This window comes from Streptomyces sp. NPDC043812, from assembly GCF_056436245.1.
The window spans coordinates 81,560-103,874 of the sequence record NZ_JBWKCY010000008.1 but is presented as its reverse complement, the minus strand read 5'-3'; the positions used below and the strand labels follow the sequence as shown (position 1 = coordinate 103,874).

13 protein-coding genes are annotated in these 22,315 nt (G+C 71.7%); 3 read left to right on the top strand and 10 right to left on the bottom strand.

What is annotated here, in order from left to right:
* The first annotated feature begins 103 nt into the window (after positions 1 to 103).
* Positions 104 to 490, top strand: coding sequence for a winged helix-turn-helix transcriptional regulator (locus AC067Z_RS14310; RefSeq protein ID WP_478789785.1), 387 nt, complete (start codon positions 104 to 106; stop codon positions 488 to 490).
* A gap of 92 nt (positions 491 to 582) precedes the next feature.
* Here AC067Z_RS14310 and AC067Z_RS14305 read toward each other — a convergent pair whose 3' ends face one another.
* The 3 genes from AC067Z_RS14305 to AC067Z_RS14295 form a co-directional block, all read right to left on the bottom strand.
* Positions 583 to 2,991 (bottom strand): glycosyl hydrolase family 95 catalytic domain-containing protein, encoded by a 2,409-nt coding sequence (locus AC067Z_RS14305; protein WP_478789784.1) that lies wholly within the window; start codon positions 2,989 to 2,991, stop codon positions 583 to 585.
* Between the two features lie 75 nt (positions 2,992 to 3,066).
* On the bottom strand, positions 3,067 to 4,929 hold the full coding sequence (locus tag AC067Z_RS14300) for an alpha-galactosidase D (RefSeq protein WP_478789783.1): 1,863 nt from the start codon (positions 4,927 to 4,929) through the stop codon (positions 3,067 to 3,069).
* A gap of 50 nt (positions 4,930 to 4,979) precedes the next feature.
* Entirely contained in the window at positions 4,980 to 6,149 is a 1,170-nt protein-coding gene (locus tag AC067Z_RS14295) for an ROK family transcriptional regulator (protein WP_478789782.1), read from the bottom strand.
* A gap of 195 nt (positions 6,150 to 6,344) precedes the next feature.
* Between AC067Z_RS14295 and AC067Z_RS14290 the strand changes: the two genes are divergently transcribed.
* Together AC067Z_RS14290 and AC067Z_RS14285 are read left to right on the top strand one after the other, a co-directional pair.
* Positions 6,345 to 8,366 (top strand): hypothetical protein, encoded by a 2,022-nt coding sequence (locus AC067Z_RS14290; RefSeq protein WP_478789781.1) that lies wholly within the window; start codon positions 6,345 to 6,347, stop codon positions 8,364 to 8,366.
* Complete coding sequence (locus AC067Z_RS14285; protein ID WP_478789780.1) at positions 8,363 to 9,904, top strand: hypothetical protein; 1,542 nt, start codon at positions 8,363 to 8,365, stop codon at positions 9,902 to 9,904. Before AC067Z_RS14290 ends, AC067Z_RS14285 begins: the two co-directional genes overlap by 4 nt.
* Before the next feature lie 62 nt (positions 9,905 to 9,966).
* Here the strand turns inward: AC067Z_RS14285 and AC067Z_RS14280 are convergent, their stop codons facing one another.
* The 7 genes from AC067Z_RS14280 to AC067Z_RS14250 are packed head-to-tail and all read right to left on the bottom strand — an operon-like array spanning position 9,967 to position 22,304.
* On the bottom strand, positions 9,967 to 10,842 hold the full coding sequence (locus tag AC067Z_RS14280) for a peptidoglycan-binding protein (protein ID WP_478789779.1): 876 nt from the start codon (positions 10,840 to 10,842) through the stop codon (positions 9,967 to 9,969).
* Positions 10,843 to 10,864: 22 nt separating this feature from the next.
* Positions 10,865 to 12,415: a DUF6519 domain-containing protein gene (locus tag AC067Z_RS14275; protein ID WP_478789778.1), complete on the bottom strand. Its 1,551-nt coding sequence runs from the start codon at positions 12,413 to 12,415 to the stop codon at positions 10,865 to 10,867.
* Between the two features lie 39 nt (positions 12,416 to 12,454).
* Positions 12,455 to 14,614 carry a hypothetical protein gene (locus AC067Z_RS14270; protein WP_478789777.1) on the bottom strand — a complete coding sequence of 720 codons (2,160 nt, stop codon included), beginning with the start codon at positions 14,612 to 14,614 and terminating at the stop codon, positions 12,455 to 12,457.
* A gap of 22 nt (positions 14,615 to 14,636) precedes the next feature.
* Positions 14,637 to 18,401, bottom strand: coding sequence for a putative baseplate assembly protein (locus tag AC067Z_RS14265; RefSeq protein ID WP_478789776.1), 3,765 nt, complete (start codon positions 18,399 to 18,401; stop codon positions 14,637 to 14,639).
* On the bottom strand, positions 18,398 to 21,580 hold the full coding sequence (locus AC067Z_RS14260; RefSeq protein WP_478789775.1) for a putative baseplate assembly protein: 3,183 nt from the start codon (positions 21,578 to 21,580) through the stop codon (positions 18,398 to 18,400). Before AC067Z_RS14260 ends, AC067Z_RS14265 begins: the two co-directional genes overlap by 4 nt.
* Positions 21,577 to 21,957, bottom strand: a complete 381-nt coding sequence (locus AC067Z_RS14255; protein ID WP_478789774.1) for a GPW/gp25 family protein — start codon at positions 21,955 to 21,957, stop codon at positions 21,577 to 21,579. The genes AC067Z_RS14260 and AC067Z_RS14255 overlap by 4 nt, the downstream gene beginning before the upstream one ends.
* Positions 21,954 to 22,304: a hypothetical protein gene (locus AC067Z_RS14250; protein ID WP_478789773.1), complete on the bottom strand. Its 351-nt coding sequence runs from the start codon at positions 22,302 to 22,304 to the stop codon at positions 21,954 to 21,956. The genes AC067Z_RS14255 and AC067Z_RS14250 overlap by 4 nt, the downstream gene beginning before the upstream one ends.
* Positions 22,305 to 22,315 lie beyond the last annotated feature (11 nt).

Below are 22,315 nucleotides of genomic sequence, written 5' to 3'. Positions count from 1 at the left end.
TCAGAACGCTACCCACCAGCTAGTGGTTTCCTGCAAGGGAGGCTACTATCTCCTGGGAAGTATCGAGGTAGTCGCGGGTGCAAGCCACCCGGAAGGAGTTCTCATGACCGTGGCCTGCGCCTCCGGGCGCCATGACGAGCACGATGTCTACGCCGCCCTGTGCCCCTGCCGCGACGTGCTCGACATGCTCGCCAACAAATGGTCGGCCCTGGCCATCGGTGCGCTGGAGGACGGACCACGGAGGTTCGGCGCGATCCAGCGGCAGCTGCAGGGCGTCAGCCCCAAGGTGCTGACGAGCACCCTGCGCCGTCTCGAGGACCACGGCTTCGTCGAGCGCACCGTCTATCCTGCCGTGCCGCTGCACGTCGAGTACGAACTGACCCCGCTCGGCCGCGGCGTCTCGGAGCCCCTCGGGCAGCTGCGCGCGTGGGTCGAGCAGAACCTCGACGGCATCCGCTCCGCGGCCACGGACGTCCCCGCCTCCACCTGAGCCCGTGCTCAGAACGCGCGGGACGTCGATGCGCTCCCTCCCGGGTCACCATTGCCCCCTGCGGGGCAGGGGCCACTGCCGCAGGCGCGCCCTCACACGAAGTCCCGCAGCGTGATCGACGCCCCCGGCCGCATCGTCACCGTGCGGGAACCACCCGGCCACGCCAGCGTCGTCGACCGGCCGCCGGTGCTGCGCACCGTGGCCCGACGCACCCGGCCGTCGCGCCAGCTCACGTCCACCACGAAACCGCCGCGTGCGCCCACACCCCTCACCGCACCGGATGCCGACCAGGCGTCGGGCAGCGCGGGAAGCAGTTCGACACGACCGGGGCGGGAGTACACCAGCATCTCCGTCACGGCCGCCGCCGTGCCGAAGTTGGCGTCGATCTGGAAGATCCCTCGGCCCTTTTCCACCTCATAGATGTCGAAGAGGTTCATGGCCGTGCCGTTACTGCCGTTCACCGAGGGCCGCAGGTTGTTCACGAGCAGCTGATAGGCGTCTCCACCGCGCTTCAGCCGCGCCCAGCACAGGGCTCGCCAGGCGTTCGCCCAGCCGAAACTCTCCGTGCCGCGCGAGGTGAGCAGGGCGGCCGCACCGTCCACGAGTTCCTGTGGCGCACCGCCCGGCCGTATGCGGTCACCTGGGAACAGGTTCATCAGCGGGGACAGATGGCGGTGTGTCGTCTCACCCAGGTCGTCCGGGGACATCCATTCCTGCAGCCGGCCGGACGTCGGGCTGACCTCCGGCAGATACAGCCGTTCCTGGAGCCGCCCGATCCGGGCCGCGTACGCCGTGTCCCTGCCGAGGAGCCTGCACGCCTGCCGGTAGCTCCCGAACAGCAGGTGCACCAACTCCTGGGCGTAGGTGATGCCCCGGGCGTCCTGCGGACCGTGCTCCGGCGACCAGTCGTGGTCGTCGACCAGGACCTCACGCCGCTCACCGGTGGCCGCCTCGGTGACCGTGACCGTCACCAGCCGCGCCTCCCAGAACTCGCAGGCGCCCCGCAGCAGTGGCAGGATCCGCGCCAGATACGCGGTGTCCTGGGTGAACTCGTAGTGCTCCCACAGCGACTGGCACAACCAGGCGTTGCCCGCCGGATGCCACCACCAGCCGAGTCCGCCGTGGACGTTGGACGAGAACGCCACCGTCCAGCCGGCGACCTTGCCGCTGGTGTTGCGGAACCGGTTGCGCGGATCGCCGAACAGATCGCCGGTGAGCTTCGTCCACGACGGCAGCTGCGCCAGGCAGTACTCCGTGAGCGCGTCGAAGCACGGCTGGAGACCGGTGCGGTCGGCCATCCAGTAGTTCATCTGGAGGTTGACGTCGGTGTGGTAGTCGCCCATCCAGTCCGGGTCGTTGCCGTCCAGCCACAGCCCCTGCAGATTCAGCGGCAGGCGGCCCCGCGATCCACTGATCATCAAGTAGCGGCCGAACTGCACATACGCCGCCTCCAGTTCGGGGTCCGGATCGCCCTGCGCCCTGCGCGCCTGCAGCCGCTCCCGCGTGTCGAGCCGGCGCTGGACGTCCGTCGACTCACCCAGCGACAGGTCCATCCGGTCGTACAGCGCCCGGTGGTCGGCGACATGGGTGTGCAGCAGCTTCTCGGGAGCGATCCGCGCCGCCGAGCGCACCTTGGTCCGGGCGAGGGCCGTCGGGTGCAGGTCCGGGTCGCGGTAGCCGGTGGCGAAATCCGGCGCGTAGTTCGTACCGCCGCTGATGACGATCGTCAGCGAGGTGCAGCGGGTGAACGCGATCTGCGAGCCGCAGACCCGCACCGCACCGCCGCTGCCCCGTGCCGTGATCGCGGCGCCGTAGCGCAGTCCGTTGCCGAAGGAGTCGTCGAGGAACAGCTCGGCCCGCGCACCGTCGGCGGACGTCGTCTCGCCGTGGGTGCCGTCGAGGGAGATGGTGCCGGTGTACGAGCCGCCTCCGCGCTGGGTGAGCCGGACGACGATCACGTCGTCGGGGGCGCTCGCCCAGATCTGCCGTTCGTAGCGCACCCCCGCTCTCGTGTACGAGCTGGTGACGATCGCCTGTCCGAGATCAAGGGCGCGGCGGTAGTCGTTGACGGCGGACAGGTCGTGGTCGGGGATGTCGACGGCGATGTGCGTGAGCTGGGTGAAGCTGCCGAAGTTCTCCCGGGCGTAGGGGAACTGGCCGTCCTGGTCCAGCGTGTCGTTGAGGCCGCCGGTCCACATCGTGGCGTCGGTGACGAACAGGAGCTCCCGGCCGGGGTCGTTGCCCACGAGCGCGCCGAGTCTGCCGTTCCCGACGGGCAGCGCCTGCTCGATCATCTTCCGGTCGGAGGCGGGCGCCCGGTACCAGAGTTCGCTTGCCGGGTCGGTGGCCCGCATCGGTGACGTGGTGGGGCGGACCGGCGCCGCGGTCGCAGTGAAGGCGGGCAGACCGCCGAGGGCGCCGGCGCTTCCGAGCGCGGCGGCCGCGGCGAGGATGCGGCGGCGGGTCGGCGGCTGGGGGGCGGGGGTGTGCTGATCGTCCACGGTCACTCCACGGAATCGGTGGGCGGGGAGCCGGGGCTGCTCCGTGCGAGTACGGAGCAGCCCCGGCCGCGGCGTTCAGGAACGCGGGACGTCGATGCGGTCGATGTCCGGCGAGTAGTGAGATGCGCTGTCGAAGGTGAGCGTGTTGCTGCCCGCCCGGAGCGTCACGGGGATGCTCACGCTCTCCGCCGCGCCCCACCCGCCGCTGGACGGGAAGTCGTGGCGCGTGGCGCCCTTGCCGTTGGCCGAGACGGTTACCGGCCGTGGATCGCCGGAGGTGTAACGGACGTTGACGATGTACGTGCCTGCTCTGCGCACCACGACGTCCTCGATGCGGACGCTGCCGCCGAGGTAGAGGTTGCCGACCTTCTTCTGCCCCGAGCACTCGTCGCAGGAGGCGACCGAGGCGGTGCCGCCCAGGGTGCCGGCCTCGGCCTCGTACGAGGTCATCGGCTGGTCGCCGGAGCGGGGGGTGACCGTGAACAGGCGTGAGCCGTGGGAGGGCAGGGCCGCCGTGATGCCGTCCCGACGGCTGCCGAGGTTTTCGTGGTTCCACAGGTCGCGCACCGATGCGGTGCCGCCGAACCCGAAGGCGGACCAGTTCGCCGTGACGGATGCGGGTGAGTCACCGAGGTTGAACAGGGCGACCGTGTAGGTGCCGTCGGGATTCCTCATGCCCCAGACCTGCCGTTCCGCGTCCGCGGTGACCGGGCGGGCGACCGGGCCCGGCTGCTGGTCGACGGCGAGCACCTCGCGGTTGGTGAGCAGCTTCAGCCCGTAGTCGTCCAGCTTCGTCAGATCGTCACCCGAGTAGAGCGGGGACTTCGAGATGGCCCACAGGGTCATGTAGCTCTGCCGCTCGGCCTTCGTCAGCCCGTCCATCGCGCCGTTGCCGACGTCGAGGGAGTCCAGGTCGTTGAATCCGCCCGGACCCGCGTGCCGGGTCCAGGCGGGGGTGTCGCGCCAGCGGTCCTCGACCGAGTTCTCCCAGGTGACGAGTGAGTCGCAGTAGCACTCGACATCGGTGTCGATGCGCCATCCGTCGGAGCTCTTCTTCCAGTCGGCGATGTAGTCGATGTCCAGCGACCAGGAGATCTCCAGGTGGATGGGGCGGCCCGCGGTGGCGATCGCCTGCTTCCACGCGGCGACGTCGGCCCGGTTGTCGTAGTTGTCGCCGCTCTTGAAGGATCCGGGGCCGACGCCGTCGAGCTTGAGGAAGTCGTAGCCCCAGTCGGCGAACAGCTGGGCCTGGGAGTCGATGTACTTCTGCGCGCACGGCTTCGTGAAGTCGATCTTGTAGGCGCTGTCCCAGCCGTTGGTGGTGCGCAGATCGCCGTACACGATGTCACCGGTGGTGCAGCCAGGGGCGTTCCAGACCGGCACCCTGCCCTCGCCGTACGCCTCTTTCTCGAGGCCGACGGGGAGGTAGATGCCGGCCTTGAGTCCCTTGGCGTGCAGATCGTCGGCGACGGCCTTCATCCCGCGCGGGAAGCGCGCGGGGTCGGCCTTCTGCCGGCCGTACGCGTCGAACAGCGGCTTCCAGTCCCAGGTGCGCCACCAGCCGGCGTCCATGTTCACGTACTCGTAGCCGTACCTCTTGAGCTTGGCGGCCATCGCGTCGGCCTGCTTCAGGACGTTCGCCTCGGTGAGATAGCTGTAGTCGCCCCTGGGGTTGAGGCCGGGGTACTTGCTGGACTGCATGCTCCAGCTGCTCCAGCCCATGTACGGCTTCTGCGCAGGGGCGGGCGAAGCGGTGGCGGCGCTCGTGGCAGGGGAGGTGGGCGCGGCCGGTTCGGCGACGGCCTGCGGCACTGCGGTGGTCAGCGATGCGGCGATGGCGAGGGCGAGCAGCGCGGGGACCGTGCGCGCCCTTCGGCTGCGGCACGGGGCCGAGACATCGTCTCTGGGGGTGGTGCCGGAACTGGTTGTGGGCAGCATGAGGCGGGCCCTCCTGCAATGCGGCGAGAGGCGGACGGGTGGGGGAGGTGTCAGTCGGTCTGGATGAACGTCTCGATCGCGGTCGCCGCGGCACCGCGCGCCCATTGGTCGAACGGCAGCGGACGGGTCGTCAGCTCGCACTGTGCGGCGGTGGAGAAGGCGGCTTCGGTGAACGCGTCCCGGATCTGTGCGGCGAACAGGTCGTAGGCTGCGAGCCCCTCGCCGGAGATGATCACCCGCTCGGGTCCGAGGAGGTTGACCACGGCCCCGATCGCCCGGCCGATCGCCTCGCCGGCCCGGGCGTACGCCGCCCGGGCAGCGGGGGAGTCGCCGTGCGCCAGAGCGAGCGCCGCGGCTGAGTCCGCCACCGGCAGTCCGGTGGCCTCCCGGACGCTGCGCAGGATCGCCGGGTCCGACGCGATCGCCTCGACACATCCCGTGTTGCCGCAGTGGCACGGAGGTCCCTGCGGGTCGACGGTGAGGTGGCCGATCTCCCCGGCCACCCCGTGTGCGCCGGAGATCACGCGTCCGTTCACGACGAGCCCGCAGCCGATGCCCGCACCCACAGTGACCAGGGCGAAGTTCGCGCAGCCCACGCCACCGCCGAACCACTGCTCGGCGACGGTCAGGGCCCGTACGTCGTTGTCGACGGTGACCGGCAACCCGGTTGCCGCCGACGCCAGTTCGGCCAGCGCCACCTCGTGCCAGTCGAGGAACGGCGAGTAGCGGACCGCTCCGGCGGCGCGGTCCACGTCTCCCGAGACGGCGATCCCGAGGCCCTGGACACGGATTCCGATGCCCTCGGCCTCGATGGCCAACTCCTCCGCGAGTGCGGTGATGACGCCGAGTACGGTCGCAGGGTCGCGTGCCGTGAGCGGTTCGTGCCGGGCGGCGCGGATGCGGCAGCACAGGTCCGTGAGCACCGCGATCGCCTCGTCGCCGGTGATCTTGACGCCGAGGAACAGGGCGCGGCCGGCGTCGACCCGGACGGGGTTGGCGGGGCGGCCCGTTGCCGGACGTGCTCCGCCGTTCGCCGCCTCCACGACGTAACCCGCCTCCATCAGCGGGCGGACCGCCTTCGTCACGGCAGCCGGTGACAGGGCGGTACGACGGCCCAACTCCAGCCGGGTGAGCGGTCCGTGGGACAGCAGAGTGGTGAAGACCGACGAGGCGGCCGGTGTGGCCGCCGGGAACGTCTCGGTGCGGTACGTCGACGGCATGGCGGGAAACGTAGAGGGGTTATTTTCCGCTGTCAATAAAGTCGGCGGCCCGGAGCCGTAGCTGTTTCGGGAAGTGGACGGATCCGACCTGCGCAACCCTCTGACCGAGGGGCATCTGTCGGGTAAATTCCCTCTGTGCACGGCCAGTTGATCTCATGGACGCGCAGCGGGACCACGGGGAGGCGGGGGAGCGCCATGTGCGGGACACTGTACGGTCAGCAGGCGCTGCAGGAGAGCTTTGTGCCCCGGCTGGTCGGCCTGCACCACAAGGACGGGTACCAGATCCCCTTCGCGTATCCCCGGGGCGCGCCGGTGGTCCGCATCGTCGGCGGGCGCGGCAGTGGGCGGACGGCACTGCTCGACGGCGTCCGGGCCGCATACAGCGATCGGGTGCCGCTTGCGCAGCTCGACCTCGCCGATGCCGGGTACGGCGAGGCCGGTGTCGCCGGACTCGGCGACACGGAGGTCCCCAACGCCTCGCACCTCACGAATCTGCTCTTCCTGCTCGCCTACAAACTCCACCTCGAGGTGTCGCACTTCGGCAAGCCGCTCGCCTTTCCCCGGCTCGCGCTCGGGCTGCTGGTCGTGACCGCGTGGCGGCCGCCCGGGACCGAGGACCCCGGCGGCCCGGCCACCGGAGCGGGCCCGCGGGTGCGGCCCCCGGACGTACGGCCTCCCGAGATGGTGCGCACGGAGCGCGAACTGCGGGAACTGCTGCGCGACGAGAATCCGGACGTGGCCCGCCGCAGGGAACTCATGCGCACCTGGTTCGACTTCAGCATGAACTATCTGCCCCAGATCCTCGGCGTCGCCGGCCTGGACCTCGTCGCCCGCTCCCTCTTCGAGGGACTGCTCCCGCACCTCACCAAGAGCGACAGGGGCGCACCTGCCTGGTGGGGCGCGAGGCTGCACCGCTCCCAGGGCTACCAGGGGGACTCGGTGCAGCGGCTTTTCCAGTTCGTCCGTCTGTTCCGCCGTTTCGACGAACGCAGGCGCACCGCCGAGGAGCATCTCGTCGCCGCGTTCCTCGCCGACATCGACGCCAACTACGGCACACTCCGGCGGCTCAACCGCAAACCCCGGCCGCTGCTGCTCCTCGACAACGCCCACACCGACGTCGGGCAGGCGTTCCTCGGCCTGCTGGAAGCCGGGTTCGAGCCCTCGGACAAGGACCCCGTACGGCCCGTCGTCCTCGCGACCGTGCTCGGCAGCGGCGGACACCATCCGCCACTGACCGACCTCGACCGGAACACGGCATCCCCCGCCCCTCCCGTCGTGCTCGGCATACCCGACATCGACCCCGCCCACATCGGCGAGATGCTCAGCTCCGTCGACTACCCCGAACACCTGCCACGCCTCGTCGCCCGCTACAGCGGCGGCCGCGCCGCCAGCGCGCGCACCCTCGCCGACGCGGCGATCCGCCGCGTCCAGGACGCGGGCACGATACGCAGCCGGGAACTCGTCGACGCCGCGGTGCCCGACCTGCTCGCCAAACTGCTGCCCGACCCCGTCCTGCAGGAGAGGCTCGTGCTGCTGTCGGCCGCCGAAGACGGCACCACGCGGCGCGGGCTGTGGACCTTCGCCCACCCCGAGGACCACTCAGACGAACTGGTCGCCGCCCGCGTCCACGAGGCGGACGACTACCGCGCACGCGCCCGGCTCGACGGCGACCGCGCCCTCGACCTGCTGCTCCGCCACCGGCTCGCCGCCACCGTCACCCACGAGCGCTGGCGCGACACCCAACTCCGGCTGCGTTCCCTGTGCGACCCGCGCAGCGACACCTATCTGCACCACACCCTCGCACTCGGCCGCACCGAGGAAGTGGTGTGCGTGCTGCACCACCGGTTCACCGTCGCGTCCCCCACCGCGTGGCTGACCTCGCTCAACCGCATCTGCGCCGCCCCGCACCCCCGCGAGGACTACGAGCCCCCGAGCGGCACGGCCACCCTGTCCTGCACGGCATGCGGCAGCGACACCCCCGGCCCGCACCACGAGGCGGTCGCCAGCCTCGTGCCGCTGCTGTGGCAGCTGTCCGACCCGCTCACCCTCGCGCCCCGCGAGGACGAACTGACCACCGTGCGCATCGCGCTGGAGACGCTGTACGGCAACAAGGCCGTGCACGCCGCCTACCGCGACGCGTCCGCGACCTGGCCGGCCGCGCTCAGGGCCGGCCTACAGGCCCCCGATCTGCCCGTCCCGGAAGGGGCCGCGTCATGACCTCGTTCATCGGAAGGCTCCCCGGCGGACCGCTCACCAAGGCGGCCGTCCTGTTCGCCACTCTCGTCGTCCTCGCCGCCGCCGTGTGGACCGGCATCGTCTTCCTGGGTCCCGACCCGGCCTGCGGGAAGGGCATCGAGGAACGCGGACCCGAGGGCCGCGAGGAGTGCACCGGCGTGACCGACGGCAGCTATGTGTTCGCCGACAATCTGAAGGAGATCAGCGCCCGCATCAAGGCCGAGAACGACCGCATCGCCGACGAACCGCACGTCTCCATCGCCGTCATGCTGCCGATGGCACCCACCCAGGCCTTCGAGCAGGAGAAGACCCTGCACGAGGTGCAGGGCGCCCACCTCGCCCAGTTCCGCGCCAATCACGACTCCAACGGCAAGAAGCCCGCGATACGGCTGCTGCTCGCCAACCCCGGCCGCAACCACGACCACTGGAAGCCCGTGGCCGATCAGCTCGGCGCCATGTCCGAGTCCACGGACGACAATCTGCGTGCCGTCATCGGCTTCGACGTCTCCACCGCCACCACCCAGGCCGCCATCGGTCATCTCACCAGGGAACGTGGCATCCCCGTCGTGGGCGGCCCGATCACCGCGGACGACTCCGGCAACAGCGCCGCGCGTCCCGACGCCTACCCGGGCCTCGCCCGCGTCGTGCCCACCACCACCGACCAGGCCAGGGCGCTGTCCCACTTCAACAAGAACATCGACCCCGAACACACCCTGGTCGTCGAGGACGTCCGCACCGGCGACAGCTACGTCGACGCCCTCAAGCAGGCGTTCGCCGAACGGACCGAGGGGGCACCACGCGCACCCGAGCAGTACCGCGCACCCGACGAGTTCCACGACGAAGGCACCACGGCCAACGCCTTCGACCAGATGGTCGACACCATCTGCACCTCGGCCGCCGAGGTCATCTACTTCGCCGGACGCCCCGTGCAGTTGCGCCAGTTCGTCAACGAACTCGGCAACCGGGGCTGCACCGAGAAGAAGTACACCGTCATCACCGGCTCCGGCGCCTCCACCCTCTCGTCCGACAAGCTCCTCGACTGGAAGGCGTTCGGCAAGGGCGTCACCCTGCAGTACGCGGCCGTCGCCCACCCCGACGCCTGGGCCGGCCCCAAGGCCCCCGCCACCGGCGGCTCCGCCGCCGCGTACCGCACCCTCGCCGACCTCGCCACCGGCTCCGAGGTCGGCAACATCGGCCCGGTGGAACTCACCGACTCACGCACCATCACCTTCTACGACGCCGGACTCACGGCGATCACTGCCATCCGCATGCGCGACGACGGCGACCCCGTCATCCCCGCGCTCGGCCGCATCAGCGACTCCTGGCTTCGGCTGCACGGCATGGGGAAGGTCGACGGCGCGAGCGGCTGGATCTGCCTCGACAACTACGGCAACCCCTACAACAAGGCGGTCTCCGTGGTGGAGCTCGCACCCGACGCCCCCGGCCGGATCCGCTTCGTCGGACTCGCCTGGCCCACGGGCCGGCCGACACCGGCGGACTGCACCGCGAGCCGCACCTGACACACGAACACGGTGGCCGGGCAGCCCCCTTTGGGCTGCCCGGCCACCGCATGTCGTACCCGTCAGACGTTGGGCACCTTCAGCTTGTCCCAGCTCGTCTTGCCCGGGACACCGTCCGCGTCGCTGCCGGAGTAGCCGAGCTTGCGCTGCCATGCCGCGTACGACTTGCGGTCGGCCTCGGACCAGTCCGGGCCCGGCCCCACCTCGTAGCGGCCGCAGCCCTCGGCCACCAGGCGCTTGCCCATCGCGGTGATGATCGCGCTGCGGCGGCCTGCCTGGAAGAACGCCGCGCCGGGGAACGGTTCGTATCTCGGCGGGGCGGGCGGCTTCGGCGGACCGTCCGGGTTGCCGCCCAGCCGCTCCTTGATCCTGTTCCGCATCGAGTCCATCGTGAATCCGCGCGGATCGACCTTGCCCGGCTGCCACTCCTTGTGACCGATCACCGAGCGGTGCGTCCAGCCGTGCGCCCGGCAGATCGCCGCGGCCGCCTTCTCGATGGCCTCCAGCTGCACGGCGGGCCAGGGGTCCTCGCCGTCACCGAGGTTGATGCACTCGAAGCCGTAGAAGTAGCGGTTGCCGTCGGTGTTGGCTTCGTTGTCCGCCGGCAGCGCCGACTCGTTGATGACGGCGCGCAGTACGTCGTCGTCGCCGAGCCCGGCGTGGTTCGCCCGGCCGTTGCCGACGAGGTAGACCGTGCCGTCCTTCGCGATCACGCCGTGGCACAGCGGGCCGGGCAGACTGGAGTGACCGTTGTAGCAGAGCTCGACGGAGCTCTGGGTGCCCTTGGTGACGGTGTGATGGATCATCACACCGTTCACCGGCCCCCACGGCCCCTTGTGGTTGCGGTTGTGCGTGCGCCAGCTCCGATGCTCGACAACGCGCAGTCCCTCGTTGCGAAGGGCCTTGAGCAGGCTGTCGGCGGACAGAGGCTTCGCCATCGTTGGTGCTCCTTCCCGGAAGTCAGTTCGCGGGCCGTCCCTGATCGTTTTGCCCGGTCTGCGGGTCGGCCGAACCGATTGCCGCGGCCCGCTCCGCCGCACGTGCCTCTTCCTCGGCAGTGGCCTCCGCGGCCAGCGCCTCCTCGTCGGCCGCCGGGATCGGCGCGGCCAACTGCCCGAAGGCGAGCCGGAGATCGGCCACGGACCCCTCGCCGAGCACCCAGGCCAGCGGCGCTCGATGGACCTCGACACCGTGCGGCGACCGCAGCAGCGGGCGGCGGGCGGCATCCGTCGGCCATTCCACGTCACCCGTCGCCGTGCGCGCCGCGACGGTCCAGAAGTCCCCGGAGCGGTATGCACGGCCGGGCTCGAAGTACACGAACACGCCGTCCTCCAGCGGCAGCCAGGCGCCTTCCTCGATCCGCAGCGCGCCGCGGGTCCTGGCCGCGCCCTTGCCGCGTCCGGTCGCCGGACGGTGATCCCAGCGGCGCAGATACGGGTTGCGCTCGGGCCGGCGGCCGACCGAGGGGTCCGGCTCTTCCGACAGCCGCACCCGCCGCCCGGGCAGATCGAGCTCCTCGACCCGCAGCAGCGGCAGCGGCTCACGGCGGCTGCTGTAGGCGGTGTCGGTGAACTCCACCCAGTCGCCGACGTTCAGATCCAGCTTGTCGTCACTGCCGAGGGAGGCCAACTCCACCCACGTGCCGTCCAGTTCGTCGACCGGGAAGGTCACCGAACCGTTCTCCCGGGACCACTTGAACGTCGCGTCCTTCGCCGCGCCGCCCTCGTGGATCTCCACCCGGTACAGCTGGTTCTCCGGACCGCGGTAGCGGGCGTCCGGCGGGATCGGGCACGGATCCTCGTCCGCCCGGTCCGGCCGCACGCTGCGCGCCGCCATCCGTGCCGTCGGTGCCTGCGCCGCCGACCACTTGTCGAACGCGACACGCACCTGGTCCTTCGTCGCGCCCTCCTCCAGTTCCAGCGCGGAACCGGGCAGCGGAACCACCTGCCACACCGTCTTGAGGCGGGCCGCCGTGTCCGGCATCGCCGCGCCGAGCGCCACCTCGCGCAGCAGCGGGTCCTCGGCAGCGGTCACCGCCCGCTCCCACACCTGAAGGACCGCCAGATACGGGAACTGCGTGGGCAGCCGGTCGCCGGGACGCTCCGGGTCGCGGTACCCGTCGGGCTGGTCCCAGTACGTCCACGTCGCCAAAGCGCCCGGAGCCTCCGATTCCTCGGCAGCCTCGCCGTCGCCGTCGGTGACGGTGACGGGGACGCCCGGCGCCGGACGCGTCGCGTCCACCAGGATGCCGTCCACGTAGTAGCGGCCGCCGCCGATCGACAGATCGTCCAGCTCCCGGCTGCCGCCGAGGAAGTCGATCCGGAAACCTGCCGCACCGCGCGGGCCGCCGTGCTGCCCGATCAGATCGCGGGCGGTGGTGCGGGCCTGGTGCAGCTGGATCGCCGTCTGCTCGTTGGCATCGGCGTCGAGCTGGACACGGCCCTGCTGGGCGATCACCGCCGAGTAGTGCCGCTCCGGCCGGAAGGTGACACGGGAGATGTCTGCGTGCATGGGTTGGGGTCCCCCTCGGGAAGTTCGGAAGAAGTCGTGTCAGGTGACGGGGATGATCCCGGCGTCCGTACCGGCCGGGGTGTACTCGGCGAGCCGGGCCCGCAGGCTGTCCTCGCGCTGCGGTTCGTACAGATCGTGGAAGACGCCCATCTCGGCGCCGTCGTCCGCGCCCCGCCGGATGCCGGGCGGGCACACGTCGGAGAGCCGGCCGTACGCGGGCGTGCCGTAACGCTCGCTCGTGAACAGCGGCCGCATCGTCGCATCGCCCGCGAGATCCGGTTGGCAGCGGTGCCTGCGCGGCGTACGGGAGCCCGGCGGCACGTACGAGTACCGCAGGCAGCCGACACCGCGCCGCGCCACCCACATCTGCCCGGTGAAGATGCTGTTCTCGCCGATCTCCACCGCATGCGTGTGCACCTCGCCGATCACGGTGGTGCGGTACGCGTGCAGCACGGCGTGCGCCAGCCGGCAGTCCGGCGCCGACAGCGCCTCACGGTCGTGACCGGTGGCGTCGAGGACGCTGTCCCGGATGTGGATCGGCAGCGGATCGTGGTTCACCTCGTCGCCGATGACCTCGATCGTGCCGAGGACGCTGTGCTCGATCTGCACACACGCCGTCGTCCTGTCCAGTACGAGACTCGGCTCCTCGGGGGAGTGCGGATCGCACTCCGGCTCCAGCGACCAGCCGGGCACCAGGGTGCAGTGCCGCAGCACCACCGCGCCGACCGGGCCGCACACGTTCAGCCCGCGCCCCGTGATCAGCAGCCCGTCGAGCACGATGCGCGGCGCGTCCCGGCCCGGAGCGCAGTCCTCCTCCTGCGCACGGATGTTGAGTGCGTCGGGGCGGTTGCTGTACCAGTCGAGCAGCCGGATCACCGGCCGACAGCCCTCCGCCGCCCGCAGTACGAGCCGGTCGCCGCGCTCCAGATCGAAGTCCAACTGCTCCTGATAGGCGCCGCTGTGCGTGATCTCGATGATGCCCTCGGGGCCGCAGCGGCCCGCACGCCGGTCGCCGCGCCACTCCTCGTACGCGTCCATGATCTTCTGGTGGGCCCCGCCCGGCCCCACCCGGTAGACCTTCGCCGCCGGCGAAGTGTCCCGTTCGCGCGGGTACTCGCCGCCGCCGATGTCGTCGCCGAACGCGTAGTGGTAGGTCACCCACACGCCCTGCCGCGGCGCCGAACGGGACCCGAACGCGATCCGCCCCAGTACGGGGTCGACCGCCACCTGGCCCCGCCGGGGCCGGTAGCGCCACTGCGAGAGGTCCGCGACGACGATGTCCGACATCGGCACCGGCTCGTCCTGGCCGTCGCGCCAGATGGTGAAACTCTTGCCGGGACCGTAGTAGTCCGCGAGCCGGTCGGCGAGCTGCCGGCGCCGGATGTACGCGGGCACGTTGTCGATCGTCGCGATGTGTGTGGCGGACGGCTCCGGAACCGGCTTCGTCACCAGCGGGCTGTCGTTGCCGAGAATCGAGAACGTGTAGAGGCTGCGCGCACGGTCGATGCAGTACGCCGGAGCTCGCGTGACGTGGTAGGGCTTCAGCCGCCACACGAACAGCCCCACCCCGGCCGGCGAATACCCGCCCGTGCGGCGCGCCGAGGCCGCCCTGCGTACGTCCACCGACCGGGCGACCGACCCGAACGGGCCACCCGACAGATCGAGTTCGCCGCCCTCGCGGACGTCGGCCAGCCGGCCGCGGCCGGCCCGGCGCACATCGACGTCCGCCGTCCCCGACCGGTACAGCTTCACCGGCTGCTGGTGCGAGACGAGCCGGGAGAACTCCACCGCCCGTGCCGGCCACCCGCCGATCTCCTGCGCCAGCTCCTCCAGGAGGTGCAGGGTGCCCTTGCGCCTGCGGTTGGCGACCGTCTGCGCCACATCACGGCGCGGCGCGAGCGCCTCGGCGAGCCGGGCACGCGAGGCGTCGGCGCCCTCGTCCCCGAGTCCGTCCGTCCGCACCCTCTCGTAGCCCGGCAGCGGCTTGTAGCCCACCAGATCACCGAGATACGGCAGCACCCAGGGTGCGGCCGTCTCCACGAACAGGTCCTCGTAGCCCTGCTCGACCCCGTCGCGCACCAGGTCGACCTGTTCGGCGATCACCGCGAGCAGCGCGCGCAGCGGTTCCCCGGCCTCGGCGTCCCGGAGCCGGTGCCACTGGGGGAGCAGCTCCGCGAGCCCGTCCGGTTCCCTGCTCATGCGGTGCTCCCTTCGTGCGTGTTCATGCGGTGACCTCCGTGAGAATCAGCGTGTCCGCGACCTGCGGTGACAGCAGGGCGAGCTGGGCGGGGCGGATGCCGCGGAAGACGAACACCGCGCGTCCCTTCGCCAGCCGCCGGGTGTCGGTGATGTCCGGGTTGAGGCGCAGCAGTTCGGCGAGCGATATGCCGTAGCGCCCCGCGACCTGGGTGAGCGTCTCGCCCTCCTCCGCGGTGACCCGGTGCACGTCCTCGTCGTACGCGGCGAGCCGCGCCGGGACCGTGGCCCGCGGCTCGGCGAACCTGTCCGTCAGCCCGGTGAGCTCCTGGGGCGTGAGCGAGGCGGGGACGCCGTCGAACACGTCCACGTCGACGTGGTCCACGCCGGGCACACGGTGAGCCGTCGCCAGCACGTCGGACAGCTGCGCGGGCCTCCCCAGTTCGCGCGCGCCGGCTCCGAACTCCCGCAGCAGCGCCGCTCGCAGCCGCGGCTCCACCACCTGCCAGCTGTGGTCCGGGGCGATCTTGACCTTCGCGGCGATCAGCAGCAGCACCAGCTCGCGTACGTCCACCCGGACCGGGAGCCGTGAATCGCCGTACCGCGCGAGCGAGGAGCGCAGCGATCGCAGGACGTCCGAGTCCTCGGCAACGGGGATGTCGTCGACCCCGGCGACCGTCACATGGAGCACCCGCCGCCTGCCGTCGAAGATCTCCCGTGCCACGGCCCGTCCGATCCCGGCCCGCGACCGCGCGAAGTCCTCGTAGTCCGCGACCGAGACGAGCCGGTCGAGCGCCGACACCGCGAGCGGCACCGTGCGCCGGGTCAGGCCGGGCCCGTCGGCGTCCGCGCCGCCCGCAGCGGGCTGCGGGTTGGTGACGCCGGTGACACCGAGCGGGCGGGTGACGGCCTGCGTGATGCGGCCCGCCCGCACATTGGCCGCACGGCCCGTGCCGAACCGGTAGCGGGCACGGACGTTCTCACTGCCGGTCGGCAGCCGGGCGCCGTGCACCCCGTCGCCGAACGTCACCGTCGTCCGGCCGTCGGCGGTCGTGCCGGTCACGTACACCCTGTCGCGCGGTCCACGCCCGGCCAGGCTGTCCACCTCGTGCCACAGCAGCCCGTCGACACGTACCTCCAACTCGGGTTCCGCACCGAGGGGATTGTCCGCCGGGAGCCAGGTCAGGGGCGACTGCCAGAGCGCGAACGTCTGGTTCGGCCGCCCCGCGTCACCGCTGCCGATCGGCTCGTCCCGGCTCTCACCGTGCGTCGCCGCCACCACATTGCCCAGTACGCGCACCGTGTCACGGCGATACCGGTACACCAGCTTCGAGGTGAGCTGCAGCCTGGTGTGCACATGGTCGCCCGGCAGCCGCGGATCGAGCACCTGCTCCACTCCGGCGACCACCACCAGCTCCGTGCCCGTCACCCCCGAGGCGCCGGGGGACCGCGGCAGTACGTCCGTCCGCTCGCCGGAGACGATCAGTTGCCGTCCCGGCCGCAGTCCGTCGTACAGCTCGGCCAGTTCGAGTTCGTCGCCGTGCACGTCCTCGCCGAGAGGTTCGTCGGCGAGGCGCAGGCTCTGCCCGCCCGCGTGCACGACGGTGTCGCGGATGTTGGACAGCAGCACGTCGTGGTCGTCGAGCCACGGATCGGCGAGTGTCAGCTCCGTACCGCGGCCCGTGATGCCGTAGTTGGTGTACACCGCCGTGCGCACTCCGGTGACCCGTGTCGTCACGAACTTCAGCTTCTCGTCGCCGGGGATACCGTCGGCACCGCCCGCGCCCTTGCGGGGACGCTCGATCGCGACCCAGCTGCCGACCGTGACCGAGTCCTGGACCGAATCCAGTGGCAGGACATGACGGTTCGCCGCCTCCGGCACTGTTGCGATACCGATCACGACGTTCGCGGGCTCGCTGCCGACCGTGTAGGCCACCGTCAGCTCGTAGTCCTCGTGCCGGATCTGGTGATGCTCACCCGGAGCCAGCTGCCAGGTCTGCGTGTCACCGTTGTGCACGGCCACATGGACCCGGCCGTCCTCACCCGGGCGGGACACGAACAGCGTCCGCTCCGGCAGACCGTCGTGCAGCTGCGCGGTGACGCCGGGCTCCTGAGAATCCGCCGGGCGCCTGCTCAGCCAGCTCAGATCGTGGTCCTGACCGGCACGCGTACGCAGCGTGATCCGGCCAGGACCCAGCTCGAACGTCTTGTCCGCGGGAAGGTTCTCCGACACCTGCACCGACGAACCGGTCTCCGTGTGCTGGAACTCGGTGCGCACCGGCACCCGGCCCGCCGGGTCGTAGACCACCCGCATCGTGGTCAGCGCCGCACCCGTCAGTGGCCAGTCCGCCTGCCGGATCACCCGGCCGCGCTCGTCCTGCACAGGCCGGAGCGGAGCCGTCGCACCGAACGGTGCCGACGTCACGCGCATCGCCTGCAGCTCGCGCAGCAGCGCGGGCGCGGCCGGGGCGGCCCGCCGCCATGCCGCGTACATTCCGTCCGCAACGCGCGGGTCGAGGGCACCCAGCAGTTGCGCGCCCATCTCCGAACCGGCGGCGGGCAGCCGCCCCGCCCGCCGCCCACTCGCGCCGGGCCGCACATCGCGGGTACGCAGGGCCGGAAGCACCGCGCCGAGCGCCCGCAGCGCCGACGCGCCCTCGGACAGCCGCGTCTCGTCCGGCGGCGCCGGACGGGACGGCTCCAGGTCGGCCGCCCGCTCCCGCAGCTCGCCGACCACCGCCTCCAACTGCTCGAACCAGGCCGCCACATCCTCGTGCGCGGCGGCCACCGCCTGCGCCTCGGCCAGCCGGTCGTGGGGTTCGGCGAGCCGCGCGGCGAACGCGGCAGGAGTGCCGATCGCGTCCAGATCGGCGCGCAGCGGCGCCAGCACCTGGGTGTCGAACTCCTCGATGTACCGGCTGACCGGGCGCGGATTGGGGTTGGCCGGTGTCGGCTCCCCGTCCTCGACCTCCCGCTCGTCCTCCGTGATCCACTCGCGCAGTTCGCCGACCAGCTCACCCAGCGTCGGCGGCGCCGACTGCGGCAGCCCGATCGCCGTCACATCGTCCTCGCGGTCGGTACGCAGCCGGGTGACCGGCAGCAGCATCCGCTGCCCCTCCGGCCCGCCTTCCTCACCCCCGAACACGAACAGCAGCCGGTCGCCCGCCGTCAGCGCGGTGGACGTGCCCGACACGAAGATCTCCGAGCGCCGGGCCAGATCGTCGGGTGTCAGCAGGGAGGGCCGGCGCCTGCGCACCGCCAGCTCGTTCCACGACGCCCGAGCCGTCAGGTCCTCCCTCGTCTCGAAGACCTGCGAGTCCTCGTCCGACGTCGTCGGGACGCTGTTGCTCCGTGCACCCCGCGGAATGACCACGGACACCTCGGGGGCACGCGGATCCCGGTCCAGGGAATACGCGAGGTGGGTGTCGGCGGCGATACCCGGCCGCGGCCGGTGCCCCACCAGGCGGCCCAGCAGAGCCAGTGAACGGTGCTCGTTCGCGGTGCGCAGATACGCCTCGTCCGCGATCCGCTCCGAATGGAACGTGAGCAGGTCACCGACCACCGCCCACGAGTCGAGCAGGCCCACGGCCGGATCGTCCGGCGTGCGGACCGTCAGGCCGCGCAGCGCCGGATACGCGGGCGAGGCCAACCGGTCGAGCAGAGCCGCGAGGAACGAGCCGTACTCGCCCACCCGGTAGTCCAACGCGGTGCGCCCCGGCGGGTTGTACACAGCCTTCGGCGCGTGGCGCTCGTCGTGGCCGCCGCAGCCGCAGCCGCACGTGCCGCTCATCGCGCACCTCCGCCGAGCTCGATGGACAGCCGCCCGTTCTCGGGCCGGTCGGGGTCGTTGTCGCAACGTGCGATCTCCAGCGGGCCGAGCCGCAGCACGCCTGCCTCCAGTGCCGTGTCGTCGATGTGCTCGGTGAAGGACGTGGGTCCTTCGAAGAGCCTTTGCAGCCTTGTCACCCGCACGCTCTCCACGCCCTGCACGGCGGCCGCCGCGGCCACCAGGCGGCTCAGCCGCACCGGTTCGCCGAACGTCAGCGCGTCCGGGTGGAAGAAGCCGAGCCGCCCGCCGGACAGACGCCTGGTGCCCAGCAGCCGGTACAGCTCCGCGAGGATCTGCCCGTGCTGGTGCCCCGGCGTCGCACAGACCTCGATCGCGATGTCCAGCGGCACGCTGCGCGCCGGGCCGACCACCAGGTCGTGCCCGATGCGCCGGTAGCCCTCCAGGGCGTACGCCACCGAGTCCAGCAGTTCCGGACCCGGTTCCCCGGCACCCAGCGCATCCACGGCCACATGGGCCTCCTGCACACTGCCGGTCCAGCGGATCTCCGCCGCCGCCCGCTGCACACCCGGCAGCGCCGCGGTCAGCGCCGCGTAGTCCTCGGCGGTCACCGCCCGCATCCGCGAACGCTTGAGATCGAGCGGCGCCAGCTGCCGCACCTGCTCGACCGGCTCCGGCTCCGTGCCGCCCACCGCAGGAAGCGGATTGCGCACTCCGGCGACCGGCATCGCGTCTCCGGCGTCCGAGGCATCGGGATCGCGGCACAGCACCAGATGATTGATGGCCTCTGCGCCCACGTTGCCGGCAGCGCCGCCGCCGAGCCGGTAGTGCAGCTCCAGCCGGGCGCCCGGACGAGGCCGCGCCCCGTGCCTGCCGTCGCCGAACCGCAGCGCGATCCGGCCGTCGTCCTCCAGCTCGCCGACGACATGCCGCTCGCGCGGCCCGCTGTGCAGCAGATCCCGCCGCGGGGACCAGACATCGTCACCGTCGACGACCCGGACGGCGGGCAGCGCCTCGCGCGGATCCTGCCGCAGCGCGGCGGCCGGGCCGCGCAGCTCCGGCTCGTCCGGGTGCAGCCCTGCCGCGTACGCCGGGCCCCACGTGTGCGCGATCTCCCACGCGATGCCGGCATCGAGCACCGCGCCCGCGCGTGACCGGGCAGTCAGCACCTCCAGCCGCCGCAGCTTCGCGGCCAGCAGCCGCTCGCTGCGGTGCAGCAACTCCCGCAGTGCACCCACTGGATGACGCCGCAGCTCGAAGCGCTCCAGCACCTTCAGCCCGAACAGCACGGTCAGTTCGGCGATCTCCGCCTCCGTCAGACCGTCGCAGTCGCGGGCACTGCGCCACAGCTCCACCAGCCGCTGCCGCACCCGCCCCGGGACGGCCGCCAGCCGGGCCGACTGACCGGCCGACACATGCGCGGACAGCGGGAAGGGCACCGCCTGGACAACGGGGGAGCGCTGCAGCACCGGACGGAACCGGCGCCGGATGCCCGGGTACACCACCTGCGCCAGCAGCGTCTCGAGCGCCTCCGCCTGCTCGTACGCGGTGCCGGGCACGACCTTCTCCCGACGGCGGCCCGCAAGCTCCAGACCGAGTCCGGCCCGGCCCGTCTCGTCCTCGCCCGCCACCGTGAACAGCTCACGTATCTGAGCGGCGGTCAGCTGTCGTCCGTGCCGTGTCTGGTCCAGCCGTGCACCGATCAGATCCGCGACCGCATTGCCGGCGTCCTCGTCCCAGCAGCCGAAGCCGGCCGGATCGCAGGAACCGAGCACCGCAGGTTCGGGCGGCACCGTCACCGTCTCCGGCGTGCCGCCGCAGAACGTGAGCGAGCGGCCGTGGTCGACCAGCGCCACATTGCCGCGCGCGACACTCACGTCGGCGACCGGCTCGCAGTCCCTGCCGCCGCGCGTGGACAGGCAGACGGGAAACGCGAGCGCGTCCTCGGCGGCCCACGTGACCTCCAGCACCGGCTGGTCGCACAGGGTGTCCACGACGGGGGTGACGGAGGTCAGCCGCACTGCCTGCCGGTGCGCCGGGTCGGCGTCGCCGGGTGTTCCCGAACGCGGGCCGCGCACCTCCTCGATCAGCAGCAGATCGCCAGGTGCCAGCCGCAACTGGCGCCGGGAGCACTCCTCGTCGGCCCACTCGTCGCGCAGTGTCGCGGACGTGGCCCCCTTCGGCAGCGAGCACACCTCGTCGCCCCAGGTCCAGAAGCGGACCCTGTTGTGCGCGGGACGCAGCACCAGCGGCTCCACGGCCACGACCGGCTCGAACACCTCGACGGAGCCTCGCTCGCCGAGGACCGTCAGCTCACGGTCGTCGATCACCGTGCCGATCTCCGGCCGGTCCCGCGGGCCGAGCCTGCGCACATCGACGGCCGCGAACCGGAACGTGCCCGGCAGCAGTGTCAGCTCCCGCGCCACCTCCACCGTCACGAACGCGCGCGCATTGCAGCCGTCGTGCATCGGATAGTCGATCAGCCGCACATGACGGCGCACCGACACCCGCCGCCGGGCGGTGTCCAGATACGCCTCCGTCGCCACCGCGTCCTGCTGATAGCTGATCCGGTCGCCGGTGTGCGCCAGCAGCTCCACCAGCGTCATCCCCAGATCCGCCGGATTGCGCTCCACCCAGTCGGGGGTGGTCAGCGCCAGACGGTCCAGGATCAGCTGCCGGATCGATTCGTAGTCGCGGGCGGTGTAGTTCACGACGGGCGCGGCCGGGAAATCGGGCGGGCAGTCGCCGGGGTCGTCCTTGCAGTCGAACGGGGTGGGGCAGTCGAGCCGGAAGGAGAACCCGGCCGAGAAGTACCGCTGGTCGAAACCGGGGAACGGCTCGGTGCCGGGCCGCCCGTACGGGTCCGTGTCCACCACCGACAGCCGGTAGCGACTCGTGTCCCCGCTCCGGTCGAGCGTCACCAGCAGCCGGTCGTCCAGCTCGGGGTCCTCCTCGCGCTCGACCGTGACGTCGACCGCCTCGATCCCGGTGACGCGCCGCCCGCCGTCGATCCGGATGTTCTCCGGGCACAGCCCGTGCGGGGCCTTCCCGAGGAACGTCACGGTGAGCGTCAGCCCGTCGTCGCCCACCTCCACCGCGTCCACGCCGCCCAGCTGTGCGGCGCGCACCTTGCCCCGCCTGCCGTCGCTGCGGCAGACCAACTCCTCGCGCACGCCGCTCATGCGGGCCCGCTCCCCTCGAACACGTCGTCACGCCGGCTCCCGGTGGAGCGCACCGTGTAGGACAGATGGACCCGGACCACGTTCTCCTCGCTGACCACGTCCAGGGCTTCCACCTCGATGAGCTCGCCCAGCCAGCGCTGAAGCGACGCCTGCACCGAGAGCTCCAGCGCGGAGGCCAGCTCGGGACTGTTCGGGGTGAAGACCAGATCGAGCAGCCCGCAGCCGAAGTCGGGCCGCATCACCCGCTCGCCCGGGCTGGTGAACAGCAACTGCTCGATCAGATCCCGCACATGCTCGTCGTACGCGGCATGCGCGCTGCGTCCGCGCCGGTCGCTGCGGAACGGGAACGCGATGTCACTGCGTCGTCGGACCGTCATCGGCACGTCACCCCTCGTCGCGCTGCGGATACGACCGCCGGACCCTGCGGCACGAGCGCGGCGTCGAAGCACTGCGCCGCCATGGTGTCCAGCAGCACCGCCACCCCGTCGACCTGCACGCCGCGTGCGGCCGGACTGAAGCGGACGCTGGTGCACGGCCGTGGGACACCGTCGACGGTGTGCGCGCAGCCGGTCACGGCGAACACGTCCAAGGCCGTGCGGACGGGCTGCCCGTCGACGAGCACGGCACTCGGCGCGGCCGCGGCGAACGCCCGGCCGCCGTGCGGACAGTGCAGCGCGGAGACCGCGCTGATGCAGGTCCCGGAGTTCCCGGAGTGTCCGGACAAGACTTCTCTCC

Bases quoted from the DNA above. Each gene is read 5' to 3' on its own strand.
- AC067Z_RS14310 (WP_478789785.1), top strand. From the start codon at position 104: ATGACCGTGGCCTGCGCCTCCGGGCGCCATGACGAGCACGATGTCTAC.
- AC067Z_RS14300 (WP_478789783.1), bottom strand. From the start codon at position 4,929: ATGCTGCCCACAACCAGTTCCGGCACCACCCCCAGAGACGATGTCTCG.
- AC067Z_RS14295 (WP_478789782.1), bottom strand. From the start codon at position 6,149: ATGCCGTCGACGTACCGCACCGAGACGTTCCCGGCGGCCACACCGGCC.
- AC067Z_RS14290 (WP_478789781.1), top strand. From the start codon at position 6,345: ATGTGCGGGACACTGTACGGTCAGCAGGCGCTGCAGGAGAGCTTTGTG.
- AC067Z_RS14285 (WP_478789780.1), top strand. From the start codon at position 8,363: ATGACCTCGTTCATCGGAAGGCTCCCCGGCGGACCGCTCACCAAGGCG.
- AC067Z_RS14280 (WP_478789779.1), bottom strand. From the start codon at position 10,842: ATGGCGAAGCCTCTGTCCGCCGACAGCCTGCTCAAGGCCCTTCGCAAC.
- AC067Z_RS14275 (WP_478789778.1), bottom strand. From the start codon at position 12,415: ATGCACGCAGACATCTCCCGTGTCACCTTCCGGCCGGAGCGGCACTAC.
- AC067Z_RS14270 (WP_478789777.1), bottom strand. From the start codon at position 14,614: ATGAGCAGGGAACCGGACGGGCTCGCGGAGCTGCTCCCCCAGTGGCAC.
- AC067Z_RS14265 (WP_478789776.1), bottom strand. From the start codon at position 18,401: ATGAGCGGCACGTGCGGCTGCGGCTGCGGCGGCCACGACGAGCGCCAC.
- AC067Z_RS14260 (WP_478789775.1), bottom strand. From the start codon at position 21,580: ATGAGCGGCGTGCGCGAGGAGTTGGTCTGCCGCAGCGACGGCAGGCGG.
- AC067Z_RS14255 (WP_478789774.1), bottom strand. From the start codon at position 21,957: ATGACGGTCCGACGACGCAGTGACATCGCGTTCCCGTTCCGCAGCGAC.